Genomic DNA, 19,794 nt, shown 5'->3' on the forward strand with positions numbered 1-19,794 from the left:
AACATGAATTATATAGTCAATGAAAAAGGATATTTCGGAGATTTTGGTGGAGCTTATATTCCCGAGATGCTCTATCCTAATGTAGAAGAACTGAGACAGAACTACCTAAAAATTATCAATGAAGAATCCTTTCAAAAGGAATTTCACCAATTATTGAAAGATTATGTAGGCCGGCCTTCACCCTTGTATTTAGCAAAACGTTTGTCTGCAAAATACAATGCCAATATATTCTTAAAGCGCGAAGACTTAAACCATACCGGGGCACATAAAATCAACAATACCATTGGTCAGATTTTATTGGCAGAGCGCCTTGGTAAAAAACGCATTATCGCCGAAACCGGCGCAGGGCAGCATGGCGTGGCTACGGCTACGGTTTGTGCTTTGCGTGGTTTGGAATGTGTGATTTACATGGGCGAAATTGATATCGAACGCCAGTCACCCAATGTGGCGCGAATGAAAATGCTGGGTGCAAAAGTTGTACCTGCTACTTCGGGGTCAAAAACCCTTAAAGATGCCACTAATGAGGCCATGCGCGATTGGGTGAATAATCCTGTAGATACGCATTACATCATCGGCTCTGTGGTGGGGCCGCATCCTTATCCCAACATGGTCGCCTTGTTTCAGTCCATCATTTCCGAAGAAACTAAAAAACAACTACTGGAGCAAACTGGAAATGACCAGCCTGATTATGTGATGGCCTGTGTAGGTGGTGGCAGTAACGCCATGGGGATGTTCTACCATTTTTTAGCAGATGAAAATGTTAAACTGATTGCCGTAGAGGCTGCCGGTAAAGGGGTAAATAGTGGTTTTTCTGCTGCAACAACTGCTTTAGGTAAAGAAGGGGTGTTACATGGCAGCAGAAGTATATTGATGCAAACCGATGATGGACAAGTTGTTGAACCTTTTTCCGTGTCTGCAGGTTTAGATTATCCCGGTATTGGCCCTCAGCATGCGCATTTATTTAAAACTGGCCGCGGACAATATGTTTCTGTTACTGATGATGAATCTTTACATGCCGGACTGATATGTACGCAATTGGAAGGTATCATTCCTGCTATTGAAAGTGCACATGCTTTGGCTTACCTGGAGAAAATGAACTTTAAAGGCAATGAAAATGTAGTGGTGTGTTTGTCGGGAAGAGGAGATAAAGACATGGATACTTACATGAAATATTTTGGACTATAAAAACGCTTAAATGAATAGAATTAATCAATTATTCCAGGATAAAAAAACTGATATCCTATCTATATATTATACCGCAGGCTTTCCTGGTCTTGGAGATACCCTGCTGATTGCCGAAGAGCTGGAACGTGCTGGTGCTGATATGTTGGAAATAGGTTTCCCTTATTCGGATCCTGTTGCCGACGGACCCGTAATACAAGCCAGCAGCAAGCAAGCTTTAGACAGTGGAATGGACCTGAAACTGCTCTTTCAACAATTGAAAGATTTACGCAGCAAAGTAAATATCCCTATTTTATTGATGGGCTACGTTAACCCTATGTTGCAGTTTGGTGTAGAAAATTTCTGTAAAGCTTGTGCAGCAGTAGGGGTAGATGGTTGTATAGTGCCAGATTTACCCATGGTAGAATATGAGGAATACTACCAGGAAACATTTAAAAAATATAACCTGAGTAATATCTTTTTGGTAACCCCACAAACTTCTGAAGATAGGATACGTAAAATTGATTCGCTAACTACAGGGTTTATTTACCTCGTGTCATCTGCGGCTACTACAGGTAAAAACTTGCAGCTGTCACAAAATACTGATGATTACTTTGCCAGGGTTGCCGCAATGAATTTAAAGAACCCAACAATGATTGGCTTTGGAATCAATAACAAAGAGACTTTTCAAAAGGCTTGTCAATATGCCAATGGCGCTATTATTGGAACAGCATTTGTAAAAGTACTAGCTGCAGATAAATCAAAGGAAAGCATAGAAAAATTTATGGCTGAATTTATTAGCTAAAGCAATTTAGGAAGTTTGGGTGGAGCGCATTAAAAAAGATCCTCTAAACTTCCTTTACCTTGTCTAATTACTTCAAACTCCCCTGAAGTACAATCAATAACTGTAGAAGGCTCGTTACCGCCATAACCTCCGTCAATAACTAAATCTACCCTGTCTTCATATTTTTCATGGATCAATTCTGGATCCGTAGAGTATTCTATCAGCTCATCATCGTCTTTTATAGAGGCCGAAAGAATGGGATGGCCCAATTGCCTTACAATTTCCTGAGCAATGCTATTGTCTGGAACCCTGATGCCGACCGTTTTCTTTTTAGAACTGAGCAATTTGGGTACATTATTATTCGCGTTTAAAATAAAAGTATAAGCCCCGGGAAGGGCCTTCTTCAAAATTCTGAAAGTGATGTTATCTATCGGTTTAATGTAATCTGAAATATTACTTAGATCAGCACATATAAAAGAGAAATTGGCTTTTTCTGGTTTAATGCCTCTTATCTGGCAAATTTTTTCTATAGCCTTTTGGTTAGTGATATCGCAACCCAAGCCATACACCGTATCAGTAGGATAAATGATCAGTCCGCCTTTTTTTAATACCTCTACCGCCTGTTCAATGGCTTTAGGGTTAGGGTTCTCAGGGTAAATTTTGATTAACATATGTAAAAATATGAATAATTTTCTTCTCTATTTGGATATTAGCCGTAGTATTGTCCGTTATTTAGTATATTAAAATATGAGAAAAGCTTTTATTGCAATAGCAGCCTTTTTGGTTACAGCTACGGTTATGATCGGTTTAGCATGGCATCCATTTTTTTGGGCCTTTATTTTTGTCGGTCCAATCGTTATACTCGGTGTTTACGATTTATATCAACCTAAACAAAGCATCGTTAGAAACTATCCTGTTGTTGGTCGGCTAAGGTATTTAATGGAAGATTTGAGACCAAAAGTATATCAATATTTTGTTGAAAGTGATACCAATGGAAAACCTTTTAGCCGGTTAAACCGGTCTTTGGTATACCAGCGGGCAAAGAAACAAAATGACACCATTCCATTCGGTACACAATTAGATGTGTATGAGAACGGTTATGAATGGTTAAGTCATAGTATCGCTGCCATTAGTCACCATGAGTTGAATGAAGACCCAAGGGTGCTTATTGGTGGGCCAGAATGCACTTTACCTTATTCTGCCAGTATTTTTAATATTTCTGCCATGAGTTTTGGTTCCTTGAGCCAGAACGCCATACTTGCTTTAAATGGCGGTGCAAAGATGGGCAACTTTATGCACAACACTGGCGAAGGTGGTATTAGTGATTATCACTTGCGAATGGGAGGTGATTTAGTATGGCAAATTGGAACAGGTTATTTCGGCTGTCGTAACCACGACGGTACTTTTAATTACGAAGCTTTTGCGGAAAGGGCTAAAACCGAGCAGGTGCGGATGATTGAGATTAAGCTTTCACAAGGAGCAAAACCTGGTCATGGGGGTATTCTGCCAGCTAAAAAAGTAACGCCAGAAATTTCAAAAATCCGCCTCGTTAAAGAAGGGTTTGATGTTATTTCCCCTCCAGGGCATTCTGCCTTCTCTACGCCTTTAGAAATGGTTGCTTTTGTAAAGAAACTGAGAACGCTTACTGGTGGTAAACCTGTGGGCATAAAACTCTGTATTGGTCGTAAGAGTGAGTTTTTTGCCATTTGTAAGGCTATGGTTCAAACTAAAACCTATATAGATTTCATTACTGTTGATGGGGGTGAAGGGGGTACAGGAGCTTCACCACAAGAATTTTCTAATGCCGTGGGTACGCCATTAAGAGAAAGTTTAGCTTTCGTAAACGATGTGTTAACGGGCTTTGATATCAAAAAACACATTAAAATAATTGCTTCCGGTAAAATCACTTCCGGCTTTGACCTGGTCAAGAACATTGCTTTAGGCGCTGATATTTGTAATTCGGCACGCGGAATGATGTTTGCCATTGGTTGCATCCAGGCGCTGGAATGTAACAGCAATACTTGCCCAACGGGTGTAGCTACCCAAGACCCAAGTTTAATGAAAGGTCTGGTGGTTGAAGATAAAAAAGCGCGGGTATTTAACTTTCACCGGTTAACAGTGGGTAGTGCAGTAGAATTGCTTGGCGCGGCAGGTTTACGCCATCCATATCAGTTAACCCGTGCCTATATCAACAGAAGGATTTCACCAAACATGATACAGTCTTATATTGAGTCTTTTCCTTACGTTCCTGAAGGTTGTTTATTGCAAACGCCTTACCCAATGCGGTTTGAATTGGGTATGACTTTAAGTGCGGCCGAAACTTTTGCGCCTACAGATTATAAAGTATCTTCTATTGATTATGCACAGGCTAACCCATATTTAAATAACATGACGGCAAATAATCAATTGAATTAATGAAATAAAAGTTGTATTCAGTTCATTATTGAATTGTTTATGCGACAATGAATAAAAATAAAAAGCCTGTCTCCTAAATTTAGAAGACAGGCTTTTCTGTATAGCAGCAGTTGAATTTAAAATTCAGCGTTTTTAGGGTAACGTGGAAAAGCGATCACATCTCTGATGTTGGTCATGCCACTTACAAATAAAACCAAACGTTCGAAGCCTAAGCCGAAGCCCGCGTGAGGTGCAGATCCAAAACGACGGGTATCTAAATACCACGACAACTCATCCTGAGGGATATTCATCTGTTCCATGCGTGCTGTAAGCTTGTCTAAGCGCTCTTCTCTTTGAGAACCGCCAACAATCTCCCCAATACCCGGAAAGAGGATGTCCATTGCTGCTACTGTATTTCTACCTTCTGCATCAGGTTCGTTTTGACGCATGTAGAAAGATTTAATAGCTGCAGGGTAATCGGTTAAGATTACCGGTTTTTTAAAGTGTTTTTCAACCAGGAAGCGCTCATGTTCAGATTGTAAATCTGCGCCCCATTGATCTATTGGGTATTTAAATTGTTTTTTCTGATTAGGTTTAGAGGCTCGCAATATGCTGATGGCTTCTGTATAAGTTAATCTCTCAAAATCATTCTCCAGACAGAAGTTCAGTTTGTCTAATAATGACAAGTCGCTGCGCTCATTTTGTGGTTTAGATTTTTCTTCTTCCAGTAACCTGGTGTTTAAAAATTCAAGTTCTTCCTTACAATGGTTTAGTGCATAGGCAATCACATATTTCAGCATGTCTTCTGCCAGTTGCATGTTATCTTCCAGGTCGGCGAAAGCAACCTCAGGCTCAATCATCCAAAACTCGGCCAGGTGCCTGGTGGTATTGGAATTTTCAGCCCTGAATGTTGGTCCGAAAGTGTAAATTTGTCCAAATGCCATGGCAGCCAGTTCACCTTCCAACTGACCGGAAACGGTTAAATTAGTTGCACGGCCAAAGAAATCTTCAGAAAAATCTACTTTATGGTCGGCGGTACGTGGCGTGTTGTCAAAATCTAAAGTAGTTACTTTAAACATTTCACCAGCGCCCTCTGCATCAGAGGCCGTAATGATTGGGGTATGCATGTACACAAAGCCTCTTTCATTATAAAATTGATGGATGGCGAAGGCTAATGCATGGCGAACTTTAAATACGGCGTTGAAAGTATTTGTCCTGAAACGCAGGTGTGCAATTTCACGAAGAAATTCAAGGCTATGTTTTTTAGGTTGCAAAGGAAATTTCTCCGGATCGCTGTCGCCCAATATTTCGATAGCAGTGGCTTTGATATCTAATTTCTGCCCTTTACCAAGAGATTCAACAATTGTGCCCTGCACGGCAATAGCAGCACCGGTATTGATGCGTTTTAACAATTCTTCAGGTGTATTGTTAAAATCTACTACAATTTGGATGTTACCCATACACGAGCCATCGTTTAATGCAATAAATTGGTTGTTCCGGAAAGTCCGAACCCAACCCATTACCGTTACCTCCCGATTAAAATCGGTACTTTCCAGCAGGTCTTTTATTTTTTCTCTTTTAATCATAATCTATTTTTGCAATGATGTCAAAAATAAGGATTTACTTCTATAAAAAATAAAAGGTTTATTTTTTTTGAAAACCTTTAAAATGAAGTAATTTTGTTTTATTTATATATTTTTTATTGCTTTTTGAATCTTAAAATTGAATTTTTGCCTGTTAATTTTTAATAATTACTTATTTTAGATATTTATAATGGTTTTTTATACTTTTTTTTTGTTTGTAAAATTGTGTTTTTGTCATATTGTATTGCTTTTAGTATGATTATAAGTAATTATGTAAGTTATTTTTGATTATTTGTAATAAAAAATGGGTTATTTTAAAATAAAACATATTATTTTTAATAAATCATTTGTTTTGTCGATTTTATTTGTATGTTTGTATTGCTCGTTTAATTTTATATTTGGTTCAAAAAGCTGCAGGTTTACATGCCTGCGGCTTTTTTGTTTTAGTGCGAGTGTACGCTATTTTCTTTTTGTGTACTGTTAAACAAAATCTGCTGCTGAATTTAAGTAGGTCATGTCATACCTGGTATTTATATGTCCCTTCCTGAAAAAAGTTTACAGTAGGTCTAATACGGGGAATGCTTTATAGGCTAAACACATAAGAGAATTTAATATTCTTGTAAATCCACCAAAATTTTTAAAAGATTCATATACACTAAGTCTTGCTGATTATTAAATGGAAAAAAAAGATTTGAAAAATTCTTAGGCAAGTTATCTACACGAAGTTCATTTTTATTTGGATTTCTTCGACTTCTCATAATAAATATTGAAACTGGAATTACCACGTCAATGCTTTTCTTTTTACCTATTATTGAGGAGAAATTGATGGATTTTAGATTGTTGATTTCTTTAAATAATTTATAAGCTATTGAATCTGTTACTGTTATTTTGTCAACAGTCACCTCTTTGTTATTTACACGAATTTCCAACTTAATCGCAAAACTGTAAATTGCTACGGAATCAGGAAGAGTCGTTGCGTCAAGTTGTGGAAAAAGCATGTTAGAAATTTTACCGTCAAGCTCATGCCAGTTCGGTTCTTGAGCACCAACGATATTCATCGATATAAGTATGCTCAATAATATTACAACTAATTTTTTCATATTTCTGTGTTTAAGGACATAAAGGTGTTCCAGGAGCTCCAACATATTGAGTATTATAGGCTGCAACTTTTTGGTTTATATCATCTCGAGTAAAAGTGACTCCGTCATCTGTTTTAAATGTAGTTTCTAAAGTGGAGTTCATCATTATTGCAGAGTCTGGTATTCCTGACCATGCTAATGAATATGCATCCACCTTGTCAATATTAAACTTAGAATGCAGATAGTTACCCATTGGCACTACATATTTTGTAAATAGTTCATGGCTTTGAGCTAAAAGTTCAGGATTTTTATATTTTATGTAGGCATGTACAAATTCGTGAATTAATGCCGCGCTCACTGATTCCACAGAAGTGCCCGAAAAATGTGCGGAGTTGATTCTTATAGTAGCAGAGAAGTTATTGTTATTTGGATCTCTAGTCATAGGTGTGGTCGCCGCTGGTTTTGAACGGCCATCTGAATATGTTAATGTATTATCTTGGATTACAGTTACTTTAATTCCATTGTTGAGATCGCCAAACTTTGTTAAAATATTTGACATTTCACCTTGTACATGAATGTTTGGAGCTAATGCCGCATTAATCGCGGTTTTAATACAAGGATCAGTAACATTATTTATTATTTCCATTACTGTAGCTCCTGATCCACCACCGCCACCTGGGTAGTTTGGATCAGGCCTGTCCGGTGGCATTGGATGGGTGTCCCAATCACCTCCAGAATCACAACTACCTGCGACCCACATTGGCGTGCATTGGGTTACGCCATCAACTGTGCTAATACAGGCGTCGATAAGCACCGAGGCGCAAGGGAATACTCCCATTATTGATACATTTGGTCGGATTTTAACTTTATCAGGTGTTATAGGATCCTTATCCGCAATTTTAACATAGCGCATGTCCGCAGTGAACCAGTTTTCTTCTATTAATAAGCCTGAAAATTCCTTTTGGCTTTTAGCCCCATTGCCGAAAACTATAGTAATCATTTCTATAGATGAAGTTTTAAAATCTCCATTTTTCGTCGTTATTCTCAGGTATATGTTGTCATTTAATTTAATAGCATCCCCTTGTCCAACTTGAAGTGTTATTTCTTTAGGTATAGCTACAGGTGCAAAAACGACGTCTTTATCTTTAATTTTATATGTGACAGCCCGATTCCAATCCACATGTCTTTGTTTTAATAAATCGTAGGGGATGATTGATTTCCCATTAATATCGATTTCTAATAGTCTTGATTGTTTAGTGAAATTTTGTTTTGCTAATGAAATAGGGTCAGTTACGTCAGACGTTTGATATTTCTTACAAGATTGGATAAATAGAATTTGTAATCCTAGAAGTACCAAGATTAATAATTTCTTTGGTTTAACAGGGTTATATTTGATCATTTTAGAGTTTAATTTTATAATTTTAAGCAAAAACTTTCTATTAAACAATGGAATTGCAACAATAAAGTAGACATTCAGTTAAGCTGCAATATTTTGTTTGTTTAAATTTCCCCCAAATTCTTCTGGGGACAAGTACCCCAATGCAAAATGTAGTCTTTTACGGTTATACCAAGTTTCAATATATTCAAAAACGATACGTGCTGCCTGCTCTTTGTCGGTCAACCCTGGTATACACATTCGGCTTTAAGGGTCTTAAAGAAGCTCTCTACCACTGCGTTGTCCCAGCAATTACCTTTTCTGCTCATGCTCCTGATGATCAATCGATTTTTTTCCAGTTAACATCGTGACCCTTCCTGAAAAAAGTTTACATAAGGTCTAATACGGGGAATGCTTTACAGTTTTCTGGAGGGTTATATTTATAAAATTAATAGTTTTCTTGCATCTTTTTATATTTTTTTGCATTTTTTCCAGCGTTTAATTAAGGGCTTTTCTGAAGTATGTGCTACTGCAGGAGTAAGGTAATCACAACTCATATGCGGTCTAAGATAATTATAGGATTCTATGCTCTTGTTGACCTCCAGCAATGCTTCACTTCTTGAAGAAAAAACACGTTTTAGCTTGAACTCGGTTTTAAGAATACCATTGACTCTTTCTGCAATTGGGTTCTCATAGGCCTTTCCATTCTCGGTCATACTAATTTTAATACCTGCTTTCTTTAATCTCAAAATATACTCAAAACAGCAATATTGTACACCTCGGTCTGAGTGATGAATTAAAGGATCTGCTACCGATCTTTCTTTCATGGCCATTTTCAATGCATTTACCATACCCTGTGCAGTTAAATATGGATGAAGGCAATAGCCCATAATCTTCCTGGAATAGGCATCAGTAATCAACGAGAGGTAATTAAAGTCTTAACCCACTGATATATAAGTAACAATTTACAAAGTGGGCCGACGCCCATCGCTGTAATGCGTTTCTCTTTGATCAGCTTTATTGTTTGGTACCACCCTTTTTTCGAATTGGAACTTTACTTTCCTTTTCCGCTTGGTCTATCATCGCATTAAGCCCGTAAATCAGCACGTTTGCCTTTTCCAGTGCTTTTTCAGATCCTTGATCCGACCTTTCAATACAACAGCGTCTTTAGTCTTTGGCCTTTCCATAGGAGCTAAAGTTACGGCTCCATTTTCTAATTTCTTCTTGTAGTTGTTGATCCAATTGATCAGAATGTGCGTATTGGGTAAGTCGTATTTCCTGGCGACTTGTGTAGCTGATACGTTCTTGTAAGCGACCAACTCTACCAATTTTTCTTTAAATTCTTCTGGGAATTCAAATCTTAACAATGCATGTTCTTCCATGTTTGCTTTAGGTTTTTCCAGAAAACTGTAAAGCTATAGGCGTATAAGACCATTTGCCTTCCGTATAGGGTTAACGCAATGTTAACGCAATGGTAACGCAATGGTAGCCCATTGTTAGCGCAATTGATAATTGTGTAAAATACGCGTTAACAATGTTTAAATTTTCTGCCATCATTGTTGAAGGTGAAAATCAGGGCACAAAAAAAACCGAATGTAAAAACATTCGGTTTTGAATAAATATGAAATTGGACTATGCCAATACTTTGGTCACTAAGTCGGCAGCATCTTTTAAGGCAATTGCCGAAAATACTTTCAACCCAGACTCGTCAATTAATTTTTTAGCTTCTACAGCGTTGGTACCTTGCAGGCGACAAATAATAGGTACTGGAATATCACCAATTTCTTTATAAGCATCAATTACACCTTGTGCAACACGATCACACCTTACAATACCGCCGAAAATATTGATTAAAATAGCTTTAACATTTGGATCTTGTAAGATGATGTTAAAAGCAGCTTTAACCGTTTGTGCATTTGCAGTTCCACCAACATCTAAAAAGTTTGCAGGCTCACCACCGGCAATTTTAATGATATCCATTGTGGCCATTGCTAAACCAGCACCGTTAACCATGCAACCAACGTTACCGTCTAATTTCACATAATTAAGGTTTGACTCGCTTGCCTGAACTTCAGTTGGGTCTTCTTCTAATTTATCACGCATCGCTGCATAAGCTGGATGACGGAATAAAGCATTCTCATCTAAATCAACTTTAGCATCGACAGCGATAATTTTATCATCTGATGTTTTTAAAACCGGGTTGATTTCAAACATTGCAGAATCTGTACTGTCATAAGCTTTATAAAGTGCGGTAATAAATTTCACCATTTCTTTATGTGCTGCGCCAGTTAAACCTAAGTTAAAGGCAATTTTACGTGCCTGGAAACCTTGAAGGCCAACTTTAGGATCAATGTCTTCTTTGAAGATTAAATGCGGCGTTTTTTCAGCAACTTCCTCAATGTCCATTCCACCTTCAGTAGAGTACATAATGATATTGCTGCCTCTTGCCCTATTTAACAAAACACTAACATAGAATTCTTTAGTTTCAGAAGCACCTGGATAATAAACATCCTGAGCGACCAATATTTTGTTTACTTTTTTGCCTTCTGGGCCAGTCTGTGGAGTAATTAGCTGCATACCAAGAATGGCTGTTGCTCTTTCTTTAACTTCATCCAGGTTTTTAGCCAGTTTTACACCACCGCCTTTACCTCTGCCTCCTGCATGGATTTGTGCTTTAATCACAACCCAGTCGGAATTGAAGTCAGTTTGTATTTTTTTTGCAGCCTCTACAGCTTGCTCTACCGTTTCGGCAATAATGCCTTCTTGTACGGCTACTCCAAAACTTTTAAGTATTTCTTTACCTTGATATTCGTGGATATTCATGTGCTGAAAAAATTTGCTCAAATCTACCATTTAGGATTGGTTATAAAAACTTATTCTAATCTTTATTGTAAGTTTGCATCTATGCTGAAAGCCACGGGTGTAAAAAAATCTTATGGAAGCTTGCCCATTTTAAAAGGGGTAGATTTTGAAGTTAATAAAGGAGAAATCGTAAGTATTATTGGTGCTTCCGGGGCCGGGAAGAGTACCCTGCTGCATATTCTTGGAACGCTAGATCAGCCAGATTCTGGAATTGTGGCGCTTAATGGAAAGAACGTAAGTAGTTTATCTGGCGAACAGCTTAGTGTGTTCCGCAACAAAAATATTGGCTTTGTTTTCCAGTTTCATCATTTGTTGCCAGAGTTTACCGCTTTAGAAAATATCTGTATTCCTGCTTTTATTGGTAAAAAGAGTAAAAAAGCGGCAGAAAAAAAGGCTTATGAGCTGTTGGATTTATTGGGCCTCAGAGAGCGCGCACAGCATAAACCGAATGAACTTTCAGGTGGAGAACAGCAACGGATAGCTGTTGCAAGGGCCTTAGTGAACGATCCGGCAATTATTTTAGCTGATGAGCCTTCCGGAAACCTTGATTCTGCAAATGCTTTTGCTTTACACCAATTCTTTATTACACTTCGCGATAATTTTAAACAAACCTTCGTCATTGTTACTCATAATACCGGACTTGCAGAAATCAGCGACCGGGTGGTGACTATGAAAGACGGCTTAATTATATAACAATTGAAAGTATTAATAACGGGCGGCAACTCTGCCTCCTCCTATAAAATTTTAAAGGCTTTTGAAGGATCTCAAATCCTTCTAGCTGATTATGGTGAAATTCCTGTTTTCAATGCCGGTAATTACCAGTTTATTAGTCTTGGCGAAAAAAATGACGATACCATCGCTCATCATTTGTTAAATGTTTGTTTGGATCACGGTGTTGACCTTTTTTTGCCCCTGCATGAATTCGAAATTACTGCCGTTTCAAAGGCCATCATCCTATTCGAAGAATTCAATATCCAGGTGTTACTGCCAGAACAAGCAGCATTGCCTTTGTATTTCCATAGCCAGGAGGATGTTCGCAAAGGGCACAATTGGGGCGTTTTTGTAAAAGGGGTATTAACCTTTTCTCCTGCCCCCAATGACGCATTGGTAGAAATTGGTATCGAAAAAGGCTTAAATGGGGTGTTTTTTGTATCTCCAAAACCTGAAGAATTAACGGTGATACTCTTTACCATACCTTAATGGAAATCGAAAAAATAATAAGGGACAATGATGTCTTTGTCTTCGAGCTTGATAATGTCCTGTATCCGGAGAAGGATTTCTTTTTGCAGGTTTATTATTTGTTTGGGCAGTTTGTTGAGTATGGCGAGCAAATGGATGCCACGGCAATTCTTAAATATATGCAGCATATTTACATGGAACAAGGGCATGAGGGGATTTTTGAGAAGACGGCAAGCCATTTTGGCATCCCCGAAAAATATAAACTTAATTTTGACCTCCTGCAACGAAATGTCAGGCTGCCTTTAAAATTATTGCTATTCGACCCCTGTCTGGCATTATTAAATGCCCTAGTTAAAGCTCAAAAACCTATTTTCTTACTCGTTTCAGGTAATCCGGAAGCGCAATTGAATAAAATACGGCAGGTAGACTGGCAAGGTCTGGAAAAACATTTAACAGTTTACTTTGTGGAAGAAATTGCGGCCTCAGTAAGCGATAAAGGTTTAACCTATTTGATGGAACAACACAGTTTAACAGGTAAAAAGTTGCTTCTCCTAACAGAGAAGGATACTGCAGTGCCCAATGTTGAAGGTGTAACTTTAAATATATTAACAGTCGACAAACTATTTTTACCGTAATTGCGTAAATACTAACAATATATACCTGCTAATGATTTACTTTTGTAGCTATTCAAAATAATATTTAATGATTTCAGCTGTTTATAAATTAAATAAGTCTGCGCTCTTTGTCTTTGGCATTGCGCTCGTTTTTTCCATTGCTGCTTGTAAAAAGGATGATCCTGTAGCACCTGTTGTTACTACACCATCCGTAACAGTCAACAGAGCCGAACTTACCAAAGATTCTATATTTTTATATGCCAAGCAAGTTTATTTTTGGAATGATGCTTTACCAACTTATGAAGTATTTAAACCCAGAAATTATACTACTTTAGGAACAGATTTAGATAATTATGATGCTGAACTGTTTGCCATTACGCAATTTAAAATTAATTCGGCAACTGGAAAACCTTTTGAATACAATTCCTCCGATCCAAATAGTCCGAAATATTCTTATATCACAGACATTACTACGGCAAATTCAGCACAGTCATTTGTAATAAAGAAAACAGCTGATCTGGAATTGGATGGCACTGGTTACGATCTTGGTTTTTACTCGTTTCAAGCTTATGGAAGTGAAAGTAATTTTTCTATTTATGTGAGTGGTATTTATAATAACTCGCCAGCAGCAAAAGCGGGGATTACGCGTGGGGCCATCATTAATAAAGTGAATGGTAAATTAATTGGAACCAATTTTACTAACGAACGTCCATTGGTCATTAATATCTTATTGGATGATCCTAGCTCAGTAACTATTTCTGGTTTAAAAAGTGATGGTACACCTTTTAACGACGTTGTTTTAACTAAAGTTAAATATACGGCGAGTCCGATTTTTGCTGCTAAAACCTTTACTGCCGGCAATAAGAAAATTGGTTATCTGGCCTTGGCACAGTTTTCTCATTTAGAAAATAATGCTAAAACATATCTTGATGCGGCTTTTTCTAAGTTCGTTAGCGATGGTGTAACTGATTTGATTGTCGACCTGCGTTATAATGGCGGGGGCTATGTTAATACAGCAGAATACCTGATTAATTTGATTGCGCCAGCTAGTGTTACGGGCAGTATGTTTAAAGAGTATTACAACGCAACCATGCAGGCAAACAAAGCCACTATTTTGAGCAACCAGCTTTTACTGGACGATAATGATAAAGTCCAGGATCAGAATAGGGATGGCAAAAGCGATACTTATGCGGATATTGATTTTTCTGTAGCTGAAAATACAATTGCTTTTAGTAAGAAAGGCAATTTAGCTAATGTTGCCAATGTGGTGTTCCTGGTTTCAGGTGGTACAGCATCTGCTAGTGAATTGGTGATTAACAGTCTTAAACCTCATGTAAATGTTAAAATAGTAGGTAAACAAACTTATGGTAAGCCTGTAGGTTTTTTTCCAATCAGGCTTGAAAATAAATATGATCTTTACTTATCGATGTTTGAAACGAAAAATTCAAGAGATGAGGGCGGTTATTTTGCAGGATTTACCCCTGATGTAATTGACGTAAGCACTTCTACGGTAAGAAATAGCTCCTTGTTTGATGATGCTACCCATGATTTTGGCGATCCTGCTGAAAGTTATACCAAAAGTGCACTAGGGCTATTAGCCCCAGCCACTGCGGCAACTTCTTCCAATGCGGTCATGACCATACGTGGTAAAAAGGTTGCTGTTGCCGCTTCTTTAGGTATGCTAAAAGCAACTATAGAAAAGACTCGTTTTATTGGTATGGTAGAAAACAGGTATAAAATTAAGTAGTTAGCCTTCTTTGTTACTGGGTTTTCATTTGTAACTTTTCTCTGAAAGTGTTTTTTAAAGCACTTTTCTTGTCAATGTTATCCACTATTTCAAGGATAGCATTGGCAGCATTTATAAAAAATGGCTGGTTTATGTTCTCAAATTTATCTGTTGGCTTGTGGTAATCTTTATGATCTTCTACACCAAAGTAAATAAAAGGGATATTTAAGGCAGCAAAAGCACCCTGATCGCTTTGATAAGTCCAGTCATCTACTTTCTGTTTAGGGTTGTCATGGCCGAACAAGATTCTTAAATCAGGGTTTGATTGCACAATATAATTCCTTAACTCTGGGTGTTTAAACGTGCCACTGGCAAATAACTGGCCTTTGTCATTATGACTAATCATATCCAGGTTAATGTTCAGCTTGATATGAGATAAACTTACTGGTGGTTTTTCTACAAAGGCTGCAGATCCCTTCCATCCTTGTTCCCCTGCATCAAAGGCAACAAATACGAGTGTGTGATTGGGTTTTACTTTTTCGTAAAAGGAGGCAATTTTAAACAAACAGGCTATGCCTGATGCATTGTCATCTGCACCGTTATAAATTTGATTATTGATAACTCCAAGGTGATCGTAATGACCTGAAATAACGATAACATCAGTTGTTTTTCCTGGAATATAACCGATAACGTTTTTGCCGATGACGCTTTTTCCGGTTTTGTCTATAAGGCTAAATTCCTGCTCGTAGTTTGTAAAGTTCGGGAAAGCTTTTAAACCCACTGATTTAAAGCGTTTTTTGATGTAATTTTTCGCCAATTCTACTCCCTTAGTGCCTGTTTTGCGACCCTGGTAAGTGTCAGATGATAATTCTTTCACATCTTTTAATAATTGTGGGGCATTTTGAGCATTTGCATTGAAATTCTTAACGGATCTACAACTGAAAAGTAATACCAAAGGCAGTAATATGTAAATTCTCATATTAGTAATAAAGTTAGTTTTTTTAGGTTTATCAAATGTTTATGACATTTTGATGATCTAATATATCATTTATTTATGACTCTTATACATGCGCTTGTGAAACTTAATTAATTAGAAAATGTTCCTTTAAAAGTTATTCACCTTGTAATGCTAAATAAAATAATTTATGATTTGCTACCTGCGTTTTTTATGGACGAATAATAGGCCATATTACTTATCATAACAGGCATACAGCACAACAAATTTATTGTCTTTAGCAATATTGGTAGTGCGCTAAGGTTTCGCGGCTATAGAATTCAAATAAAGGTTTGCGGAATAATACCAGTTCATTTCTATAATTTTGGGCTAGAATACCTCAAAAATAAAAAAGATTGAGTGAGTACCCAATCTTTTTTATTTTATAATTAGCGCCTTTATGTAGGCGTTGCAGTGTAAAATTTTTATCCTAAGTAAGATTTAAGGATTTTGCTTCTTGAAGTATGACGCAAACGTTGAAGTGCTTTGTCTTTAATCTGACGAACGCGTTCGCGGGTTAGGTTAAATTTCTCACCAATTTCTTCCAATGATAAAGGGTGGTTAGTACTTAAGCCAAAGAAAAGTACAATAATTTCACGCTCACGTTCGGTAAGTGTAGATAAAGAACGTTTGATCTCTTCTGAAAGTGATTCGTTAATTAAGCTACTGTCTGTATTTGGCTCATGATTTTCCAACACATCCAATAACGTGTTTTCTTCACCTTGCACAAATGGGGCATCCATAGATACGTGACGGCCAGAATTACTTAAGGTATCAGAGATTTTATCTACAGTAGTCTCCAGCATATCAGCCAACTCTTCCGGGGAAGGTTCACGCTCATATTCCTGCTCTAATTTAGAGAAGGCTTTACTGATTTTACTTAAAGAGCCAACCTGGTTTAATGGTAAACGAACAATACGACTTTGCTCAGCAATAGCCTGCAAGATTGATTGACGAATCCACCAAACTGCATAAGAGATAAATTTGAAGCCTTTAGTTTCATCAAAACGCTTTGCAGCCTTAATTAAACCAAGGTTTCCTTCGTTAATTAAGTCACCTAGGGTTAAGCCCTGGTTTTGATATTGCTTAGCTACAGAAACTACGAATCGTAAGTTGGTCTTGGTAAGGCGTTCTAATGCTGCTTGATCTCCTTCGCGTATTTTTCTTGCTAATATTACCTCTTCTTCGGCGGTTATTAAATCTACTTTACCAATCTCGTGAAGATACTTATCTAATGATTGACTTTCGCGATTGGTAATGGATTGCGTGATTTTGAGTTGTCTCATTTATGTGCTTTGGTACTCGTTATGTGTTTTGACGTGCAAAAGTAAGAATTTTAAAGGTAATTACGGACATAAAATCCTGAAAACGTTACACTTTACACCATTTATTTGTATAATACTCTAGCAACAAATATTATTCCAAAATTGTTTTGTCAGTATGTTCAATTCCATAGAATAATTTGTTTTTATTACCTAGTAATCAAGGTTATAAATTCAAATAAAGCCATTTTTGTCCTGTTTTTCACTCAAATAAATTATTGTCTTAACTTTGTCAGAAAATAAATGTGTATAAAGATTGACACTTAAATGTGCTGATCTAGAATTAAATATCTGTAAGTTTAAAAGTTTGATCTAGTCTGATTCCTTTTTCTGTCTGTTGTAAGGTACAGCATTCATTTATAGGGTCATGCTCCAGGTAAAGGATGTAATTATTGTCGGTAGCCTCTTGTAAAAAAGCTTTCTTCTCTACCAGTGTTTTTAATGGAAACACGTCGTAAGCCATTACGTAGGGTAGGGGGATATGGCCAACAGAAGGCAAGAGGTCTGCCATGTACAGAATAGTTTTGTCTTTGTATTGAATTTGAGGCAGCATCATGGCGTCGGTATGGCCAAAGGTAAATCGAATATTGATGCCTTCATGAAATTGTATGCCATCAGTATCTTCAATAAATTTCAGCTGACCGCTTTCCTGTATGGGTAAAATATTTTCCTTGAGAAAAGAAGCCTTCTCTCTGTCGTTAGGGTATACCGCCCAGTCCCAATGTTTTGCATTGCTCCAGTAAGTAGCATTTTTAAAGGCAGGCACTAATTGATCACCTTCTCTAATAATAGAACCGCCGCAATGGTCGAAATGGAGGTGTGTTAAAAATACATCGGTTATATCGGCTCTATTAAAGCCTTTGTTGGCAAGTGAGCTGTCGAGGGTCTCCTCACCATGGAGGAAATAATGGCTTAGGAATTTCTCATCCTGTTTATTGCCGATGCCATTATCTATTAAAATTAACCTGTCTCCATCTTCAATCAAAAGACAGCGCATAGCCCAAGTACACAAATTGCGTTCATCGGCTGGGTTACTTTTTTGCCAGATAGTTTTAGGAACAACGCCAAACATAGCGCCACCGTCTAATTTAAATAAGCCTGTATCAATGGTATGTAGTTTCATACTGTTTAAATTAAATTACTAAATGTAAATGTAAAAAAAAACCTGCTGATACGTCAGCAGGTCTGGTTTATGTTTTTTATTAAAGCTTATAAGTGGATTACTTCACCATAAGCATCAGCAGTAGCTTCCATAATCGCCTCACTCATGGTAGGGTGAGGGTGTACAGCTTTCAGCATTTCATGACCTGTAGTTTCCAGTTTACGTGCCACAACAATTTCAGCGATTAATTCGGTTACATTAGCACCAATCATGTGCGCACCTAATAATTCGCCGTATTTAGCATCATAAATCATTTTAACAAAGCCGTCTTTAGCTCCGGCAGCACTTGCTTTTCCTGAAGCAGAGAAAGGGAATTTACCGATTTTTAATTCATAACCTGCTGCTTTTGCTGCTTTTTCGGTATAACCTACAGAAGCAATTTCTGGCGTGCAGTAAGTACATCCTGGAATGTTATTATAATCTAAAGGTTCTGGGTGCTGACCAGCAATTTTTTCCACACAAATAATACCTTCAGCAGAAGCAACATGTGCCAGTGCCTGACCAGAAACGATGTCGCCGATAGCATAATAACCTTTTACATTCGTATTGTAAAACTCATCAACTACAACTTTACCTTTTTCGGTTTTAATACCTGTTTCTTCAAGACCTAAGTTTTCAATGTTGGCTACAATACCTGCAGCAGAAAGAACGATGTCGCATGCTATAGTTTGCATACCTGCAGCTGTTTTAACCTGAACCTTACAGCCCGTACCGCTAGTATCTACAGCTTCTACACTTGAAGAAGTCATTACCTCAATACCTGCCTTTTTGAAGCTGCGCAACAATTGTTTCGAGATGTCTTCATCTTCTACAGGAACAATGTTCTCCATAAATTCAACCAGCGTAACTTTAGTGCCCATAGTGGCATAGAAATAAGCAAATTCAGAACCTATAGCACCAGAACCAATAATGACCATTGATTTAGGTTGTTCAGGTAATACCATGGCTTGTCTGTAGCCAATTATTTTTTTGCCATCTTGCTTGAGGTTTGGAAGTTCTCTTGACCTGCCACCTGTAGCGACAATTATATTTTTTGCGGTGATCTCTTTTTGGGAACCATCTGCAGCTTTTATATCAACTTTATTTCCGGGCTTTACTTTCGCAGTGCCCATGATTACGTCAATTTTGTTCTTTTTTAATAAAAACTGAACGCCTTTACTCATGCCTTCGGCAACGCCACGACTGCGTTTAACGACAGCAGCGAAATCAGCTTCCGCACCTGCGGTTTTGATACCGTATTCTGCAGCATGGTTGATGTATTCAAAAACCTGAGCGCTTTTCAATAAAGCTTTAGTTGGTATACAACCCCAGTTAAGGCAGATTCCGCCTAAAGATTCGCGTTCCACAATTGCGGTTTTTAAGCCTAGTTGAGATGCTCTTATTGCAGCAACATATCCACCTGGACCGCTGCCTATTACTATTAAATCGTAGTTCATATCTTAAAAGGAATAACTTAATATGTGCCAAATTTAAAAAAAATGTTGATTATATAAGACTCAATCAATTTATTACTCAACATCTGTAAGTTATCTTTTTGCTATTACGTATTAGAAAATGCG

18 protein-coding genes and 1 pseudogene are annotated in these 19,794 nt (G+C 37.5%); 7 read left to right on the forward strand and 12 right to left on the reverse strand.

Features of this window, described 5'->3' with window-relative positions; genetic code table 11:
• Positions 1 to 3 precede the first annotated feature (3 nt).
• Positions 4 to 1,185, forward strand: coding sequence for a tryptophan synthase subunit beta (trpB, locus tag AAKU52_RS04705; protein WP_354330776.1), 1,182 nt, complete (start codon positions 4 to 6; stop codon positions 1,183 to 1,185).
• Positions 1,186 to 1,195: 10 nt separating this feature from the next.
• The gene (trpA, locus tag AAKU52_RS04710; RefSeq protein ID WP_354330778.1) at positions 1,196 to 1,966 is read left to right on the forward strand and encodes a tryptophan synthase subunit alpha; all 771 of its coding nucleotides are present in this window, start codon (positions 1,196 to 1,198) and stop codon (positions 1,964 to 1,966) included.
• Between the two features lie 29 nt (positions 1,967 to 1,995).
• Here the strand turns inward: trpA and AAKU52_RS04715 are convergent, their stop codons facing one another.
• The gene (locus AAKU52_RS04715; protein WP_354330780.1) at positions 1,996 to 2,616 is read right to left on the reverse strand and encodes an L-threonylcarbamoyladenylate synthase; all 621 of its coding nucleotides are present in this window, start codon (positions 2,614 to 2,616) and stop codon (positions 1,996 to 1,998) included.
• 76 nt (positions 2,617 to 2,692) lie between these two features.
• On the opposite strand from AAKU52_RS04715, the gene AAKU52_RS04720 reads away from it, so the two are divergent.
• Positions 2,693 to 4,360: an FMN-binding glutamate synthase family protein gene (locus tag AAKU52_RS04720; RefSeq protein WP_354330783.1), complete on the forward strand. Its 1,668-nt coding sequence runs from the start codon at positions 2,693 to 2,695 to the stop codon at positions 4,358 to 4,360.
• A 116-nt stretch (positions 4,361 to 4,476) separates the two neighbouring features.
• Here the strand turns inward: AAKU52_RS04720 and asnS are convergent, their stop codons facing one another.
• The 7 genes and pseudogenes from asnS to sucC all read right to left on the reverse strand — a co-directional run bounded on the left by asnS (position 4,477) and on the right by sucC (position 11,199).
• Positions 4,477 to 5,925, reverse strand: coding sequence for an asparagine--tRNA ligase (asnS, locus tag AAKU52_RS04725; RefSeq protein WP_354330785.1), 1,449 nt, complete (start codon positions 5,923 to 5,925; stop codon positions 4,477 to 4,479).
• A gap of 605 nt (positions 5,926 to 6,530) precedes the next feature.
• Positions 6,531 to 7,022 carry a hypothetical protein gene (locus AAKU52_RS04730; RefSeq protein WP_354330787.1) on the reverse strand — a complete coding sequence of 164 codons (492 nt, stop codon included), beginning with the start codon at positions 7,020 to 7,022 and terminating at the stop codon, positions 6,531 to 6,533.
• A gap of 10 nt (positions 7,023 to 7,032) precedes the next feature.
• Positions 7,033 to 8,400 (reverse strand): hypothetical protein, encoded by a 1,368-nt coding sequence (locus tag AAKU52_RS04735; protein WP_354330789.1) that lies wholly within the window; start codon positions 8,398 to 8,400, stop codon positions 7,033 to 7,035.
• Between the two features lie 78 nt (positions 8,401 to 8,478).
• Positions 8,479 to 8,726, reverse strand: a pseudogene (locus AAKU52_RS04740) (integrase core domain-containing protein); the annotation flags it as partial.
• 120 nt (positions 8,727 to 8,846) lie between these two features.
• Entirely contained in the window at positions 8,847 to 9,296 is a 450-nt protein-coding gene (locus AAKU52_RS04745; protein WP_354330791.1) for an integrase core domain-containing protein, read from the reverse strand.
• A 180-nt stretch (positions 9,297 to 9,476) separates the two neighbouring features.
• Entirely contained in the window at positions 9,477 to 9,758 is a 282-nt protein-coding gene (locus AAKU52_RS04750) for a transposase (protein WP_354330793.1), read from the reverse strand.
• Between the two features lie 250 nt (positions 9,759 to 10,008).
• The gene (sucC, locus tag AAKU52_RS04755; RefSeq protein WP_354330796.1) at positions 10,009 to 11,199 is read right to left on the reverse strand and encodes an ADP-forming succinate--CoA ligase subunit beta; all 1,191 of its coding nucleotides are present in this window, start codon (positions 11,197 to 11,199) and stop codon (positions 10,009 to 10,011) included.
• 81 nt (positions 11,200 to 11,280) lie between these two features.
• Here sucC and AAKU52_RS04760 point away from each other — a divergent pair, with 81 nt between their 5' ends.
• The 4 genes from AAKU52_RS04760 (at position 11,281) to AAKU52_RS04775 (ending at position 14,778) form a co-directional block, all read left to right on the forward strand.
• A complete protein-coding gene (locus tag AAKU52_RS04760; protein ID WP_354330798.1) occupies positions 11,281 to 11,931 on the forward strand; it encodes an ABC transporter ATP-binding protein in 651 nt (216 codons plus the stop codon).
• Positions 11,932 to 11,934: 3 nt separating this feature from the next.
• Positions 11,935 to 12,438 carry an ATP-grasp domain-containing protein gene (locus tag AAKU52_RS04765; RefSeq protein ID WP_354330800.1) on the forward strand — a complete coding sequence of 168 codons (504 nt, stop codon included), beginning with the start codon at positions 11,935 to 11,937 and terminating at the stop codon, positions 12,436 to 12,438.
• Positions 12,438 to 13,052 carry an HAD family hydrolase gene (locus AAKU52_RS04770; protein WP_354330802.1) on the forward strand — a complete coding sequence of 205 codons (615 nt, stop codon included), beginning with the start codon at positions 12,438 to 12,440 and terminating at the stop codon, positions 13,050 to 13,052. The genes AAKU52_RS04765 and AAKU52_RS04770 overlap by 1 nt, the downstream gene beginning before the upstream one ends.
• Before the next feature lie 67 nt (positions 13,053 to 13,119).
• Positions 13,120 to 14,778, forward strand: coding sequence for a S41 family peptidase (locus AAKU52_RS04775; RefSeq protein WP_354330804.1), 1,659 nt, complete (start codon positions 13,120 to 13,122; stop codon positions 14,776 to 14,778).
• A gap of 13 nt (positions 14,779 to 14,791) precedes the next feature.
• On the opposite strand, the gene AAKU52_RS04780 is transcribed toward AAKU52_RS04775, so the two are convergent.
• From AAKU52_RS04780 to lpdA, 4 genes are all read right to left on the reverse strand, one after another.
• The gene (locus tag AAKU52_RS04780) at positions 14,792 to 15,736 is read right to left on the reverse strand and encodes a M28 family peptidase (protein ID WP_354330806.1); all 945 of its coding nucleotides are present in this window, start codon (positions 15,734 to 15,736) and stop codon (positions 14,792 to 14,794) included.
• 440 nt (positions 15,737 to 16,176) lie between these two features.
• A complete protein-coding gene (locus tag AAKU52_RS04785) occupies positions 16,177 to 17,037 on the reverse strand; it encodes a sigma-70 family RNA polymerase sigma factor (protein WP_196860249.1) in 861 nt (286 codons plus the stop codon).
• Between the two features lie 319 nt (positions 17,038 to 17,356).
• Positions 17,357 to 18,196, reverse strand: a complete 840-nt coding sequence (locus AAKU52_RS04790) for an MBL fold metallo-hydrolase (protein ID WP_354330808.1) — start codon at positions 18,194 to 18,196, stop codon at positions 17,357 to 17,359.
• Positions 18,197 to 18,282: 86 nt separating this feature from the next.
• The gene (lpdA, locus tag AAKU52_RS04795) at positions 18,283 to 19,671 is read right to left on the reverse strand and encodes a dihydrolipoyl dehydrogenase (protein ID WP_354330810.1); all 1,389 of its coding nucleotides are present in this window, start codon (positions 19,669 to 19,671) and stop codon (positions 18,283 to 18,285) included.
• Positions 19,672 to 19,794 lie beyond the last annotated feature (123 nt).

It is taken from the genome of Pedobacter sp. CG_S7 (assembly GCF_040544395.1).
Lineage (GTDB): Bacteria > Bacteroidota > Bacteroidia > Sphingobacteriales > Sphingobacteriaceae > Pedobacter.

Coding starts and splice junctions, on each gene's coding strand:
- lpdA (WP_354330810.1), bottom strand. CDS start 19,671: ATGAACTACGATTTAATAGTAATAGGCAGCGGTCCAGGTGGATATGTT.
- AAKU52_RS04780 (WP_354330806.1), bottom strand. CDS start 15,736: ATGAGAATTTACATATTACTGCCTTTGGTATTACTTTTCAGTTGTAGA.
- trpB (WP_354330776.1), top strand. CDS start 4: ATGAATTATATAGTCAATGAAAAAGGATATTTCGGAGATTTTGGTGGA.
- AAKU52_RS04760 (WP_354330798.1), top strand. CDS start 11,281: ATGCTGAAAGCCACGGGTGTAAAAAAATCTTATGGAAGCTTGCCCATT.
- AAKU52_RS04750 (WP_354330793.1), bottom strand. CDS start 9,758: ATGGAAGAACATGCATTGTTAAGATTTGAATTCCCAGAAGAATTTAAA.
- AAKU52_RS04775 (WP_354330804.1), top strand. CDS start 13,120: ATGATTTCAGCTGTTTATAAATTAAATAAGTCTGCGCTCTTTGTCTTT.
- AAKU52_RS04735 (WP_354330789.1), bottom strand. CDS start 8,400: ATGATCAAATATAACCCTGTTAAACCAAAGAAATTATTAATCTTGGTA.
- asnS (WP_354330785.1), bottom strand. CDS start 5,925: ATGATTAAAAGAGAAAAAATAAAAGACCTGCTGGAAAGTACCGATTTT.
- trpA (WP_354330778.1), top strand. CDS start 1,196: ATGAATAGAATTAATCAATTATTCCAGGATAAAAAAACTGATATCCTA.
- AAKU52_RS04770 (WP_354330802.1), top strand. CDS start 12,438: ATGGAAATCGAAAAAATAATAAGGGACAATGATGTCTTTGTCTTCGAG.
- AAKU52_RS04790 (WP_354330808.1), bottom strand. CDS start 18,196: ATGAAACTACATACCATTGATACAGGCTTATTTAAATTAGACGGTGGC.
- AAKU52_RS04785 (WP_196860249.1), bottom strand. CDS start 17,037: ATGAGACAACTCAAAATCACGCAATCCATTACCAATCGCGAAAGTCAA.
- AAKU52_RS04720 (WP_354330783.1), top strand. CDS start 2,693: ATGAGAAAAGCTTTTATTGCAATAGCAGCCTTTTTGGTTACAGCTACG.
- AAKU52_RS04730 (WP_354330787.1), bottom strand. CDS start 7,022: ATGAAAAAATTAGTTGTAATATTATTGAGCATACTTATATCGATGAAT.
- AAKU52_RS04715 (WP_354330780.1), bottom strand. CDS start 2,616: ATGTTAATCAAAATTTACCCTGAGAACCCTAACCCTAAAGCCATTGAA.
- sucC (WP_354330796.1), bottom strand. CDS start 11,199: ATGAATATCCACGAATATCAAGGTAAAGAAATACTTAAAAGTTTTGGA.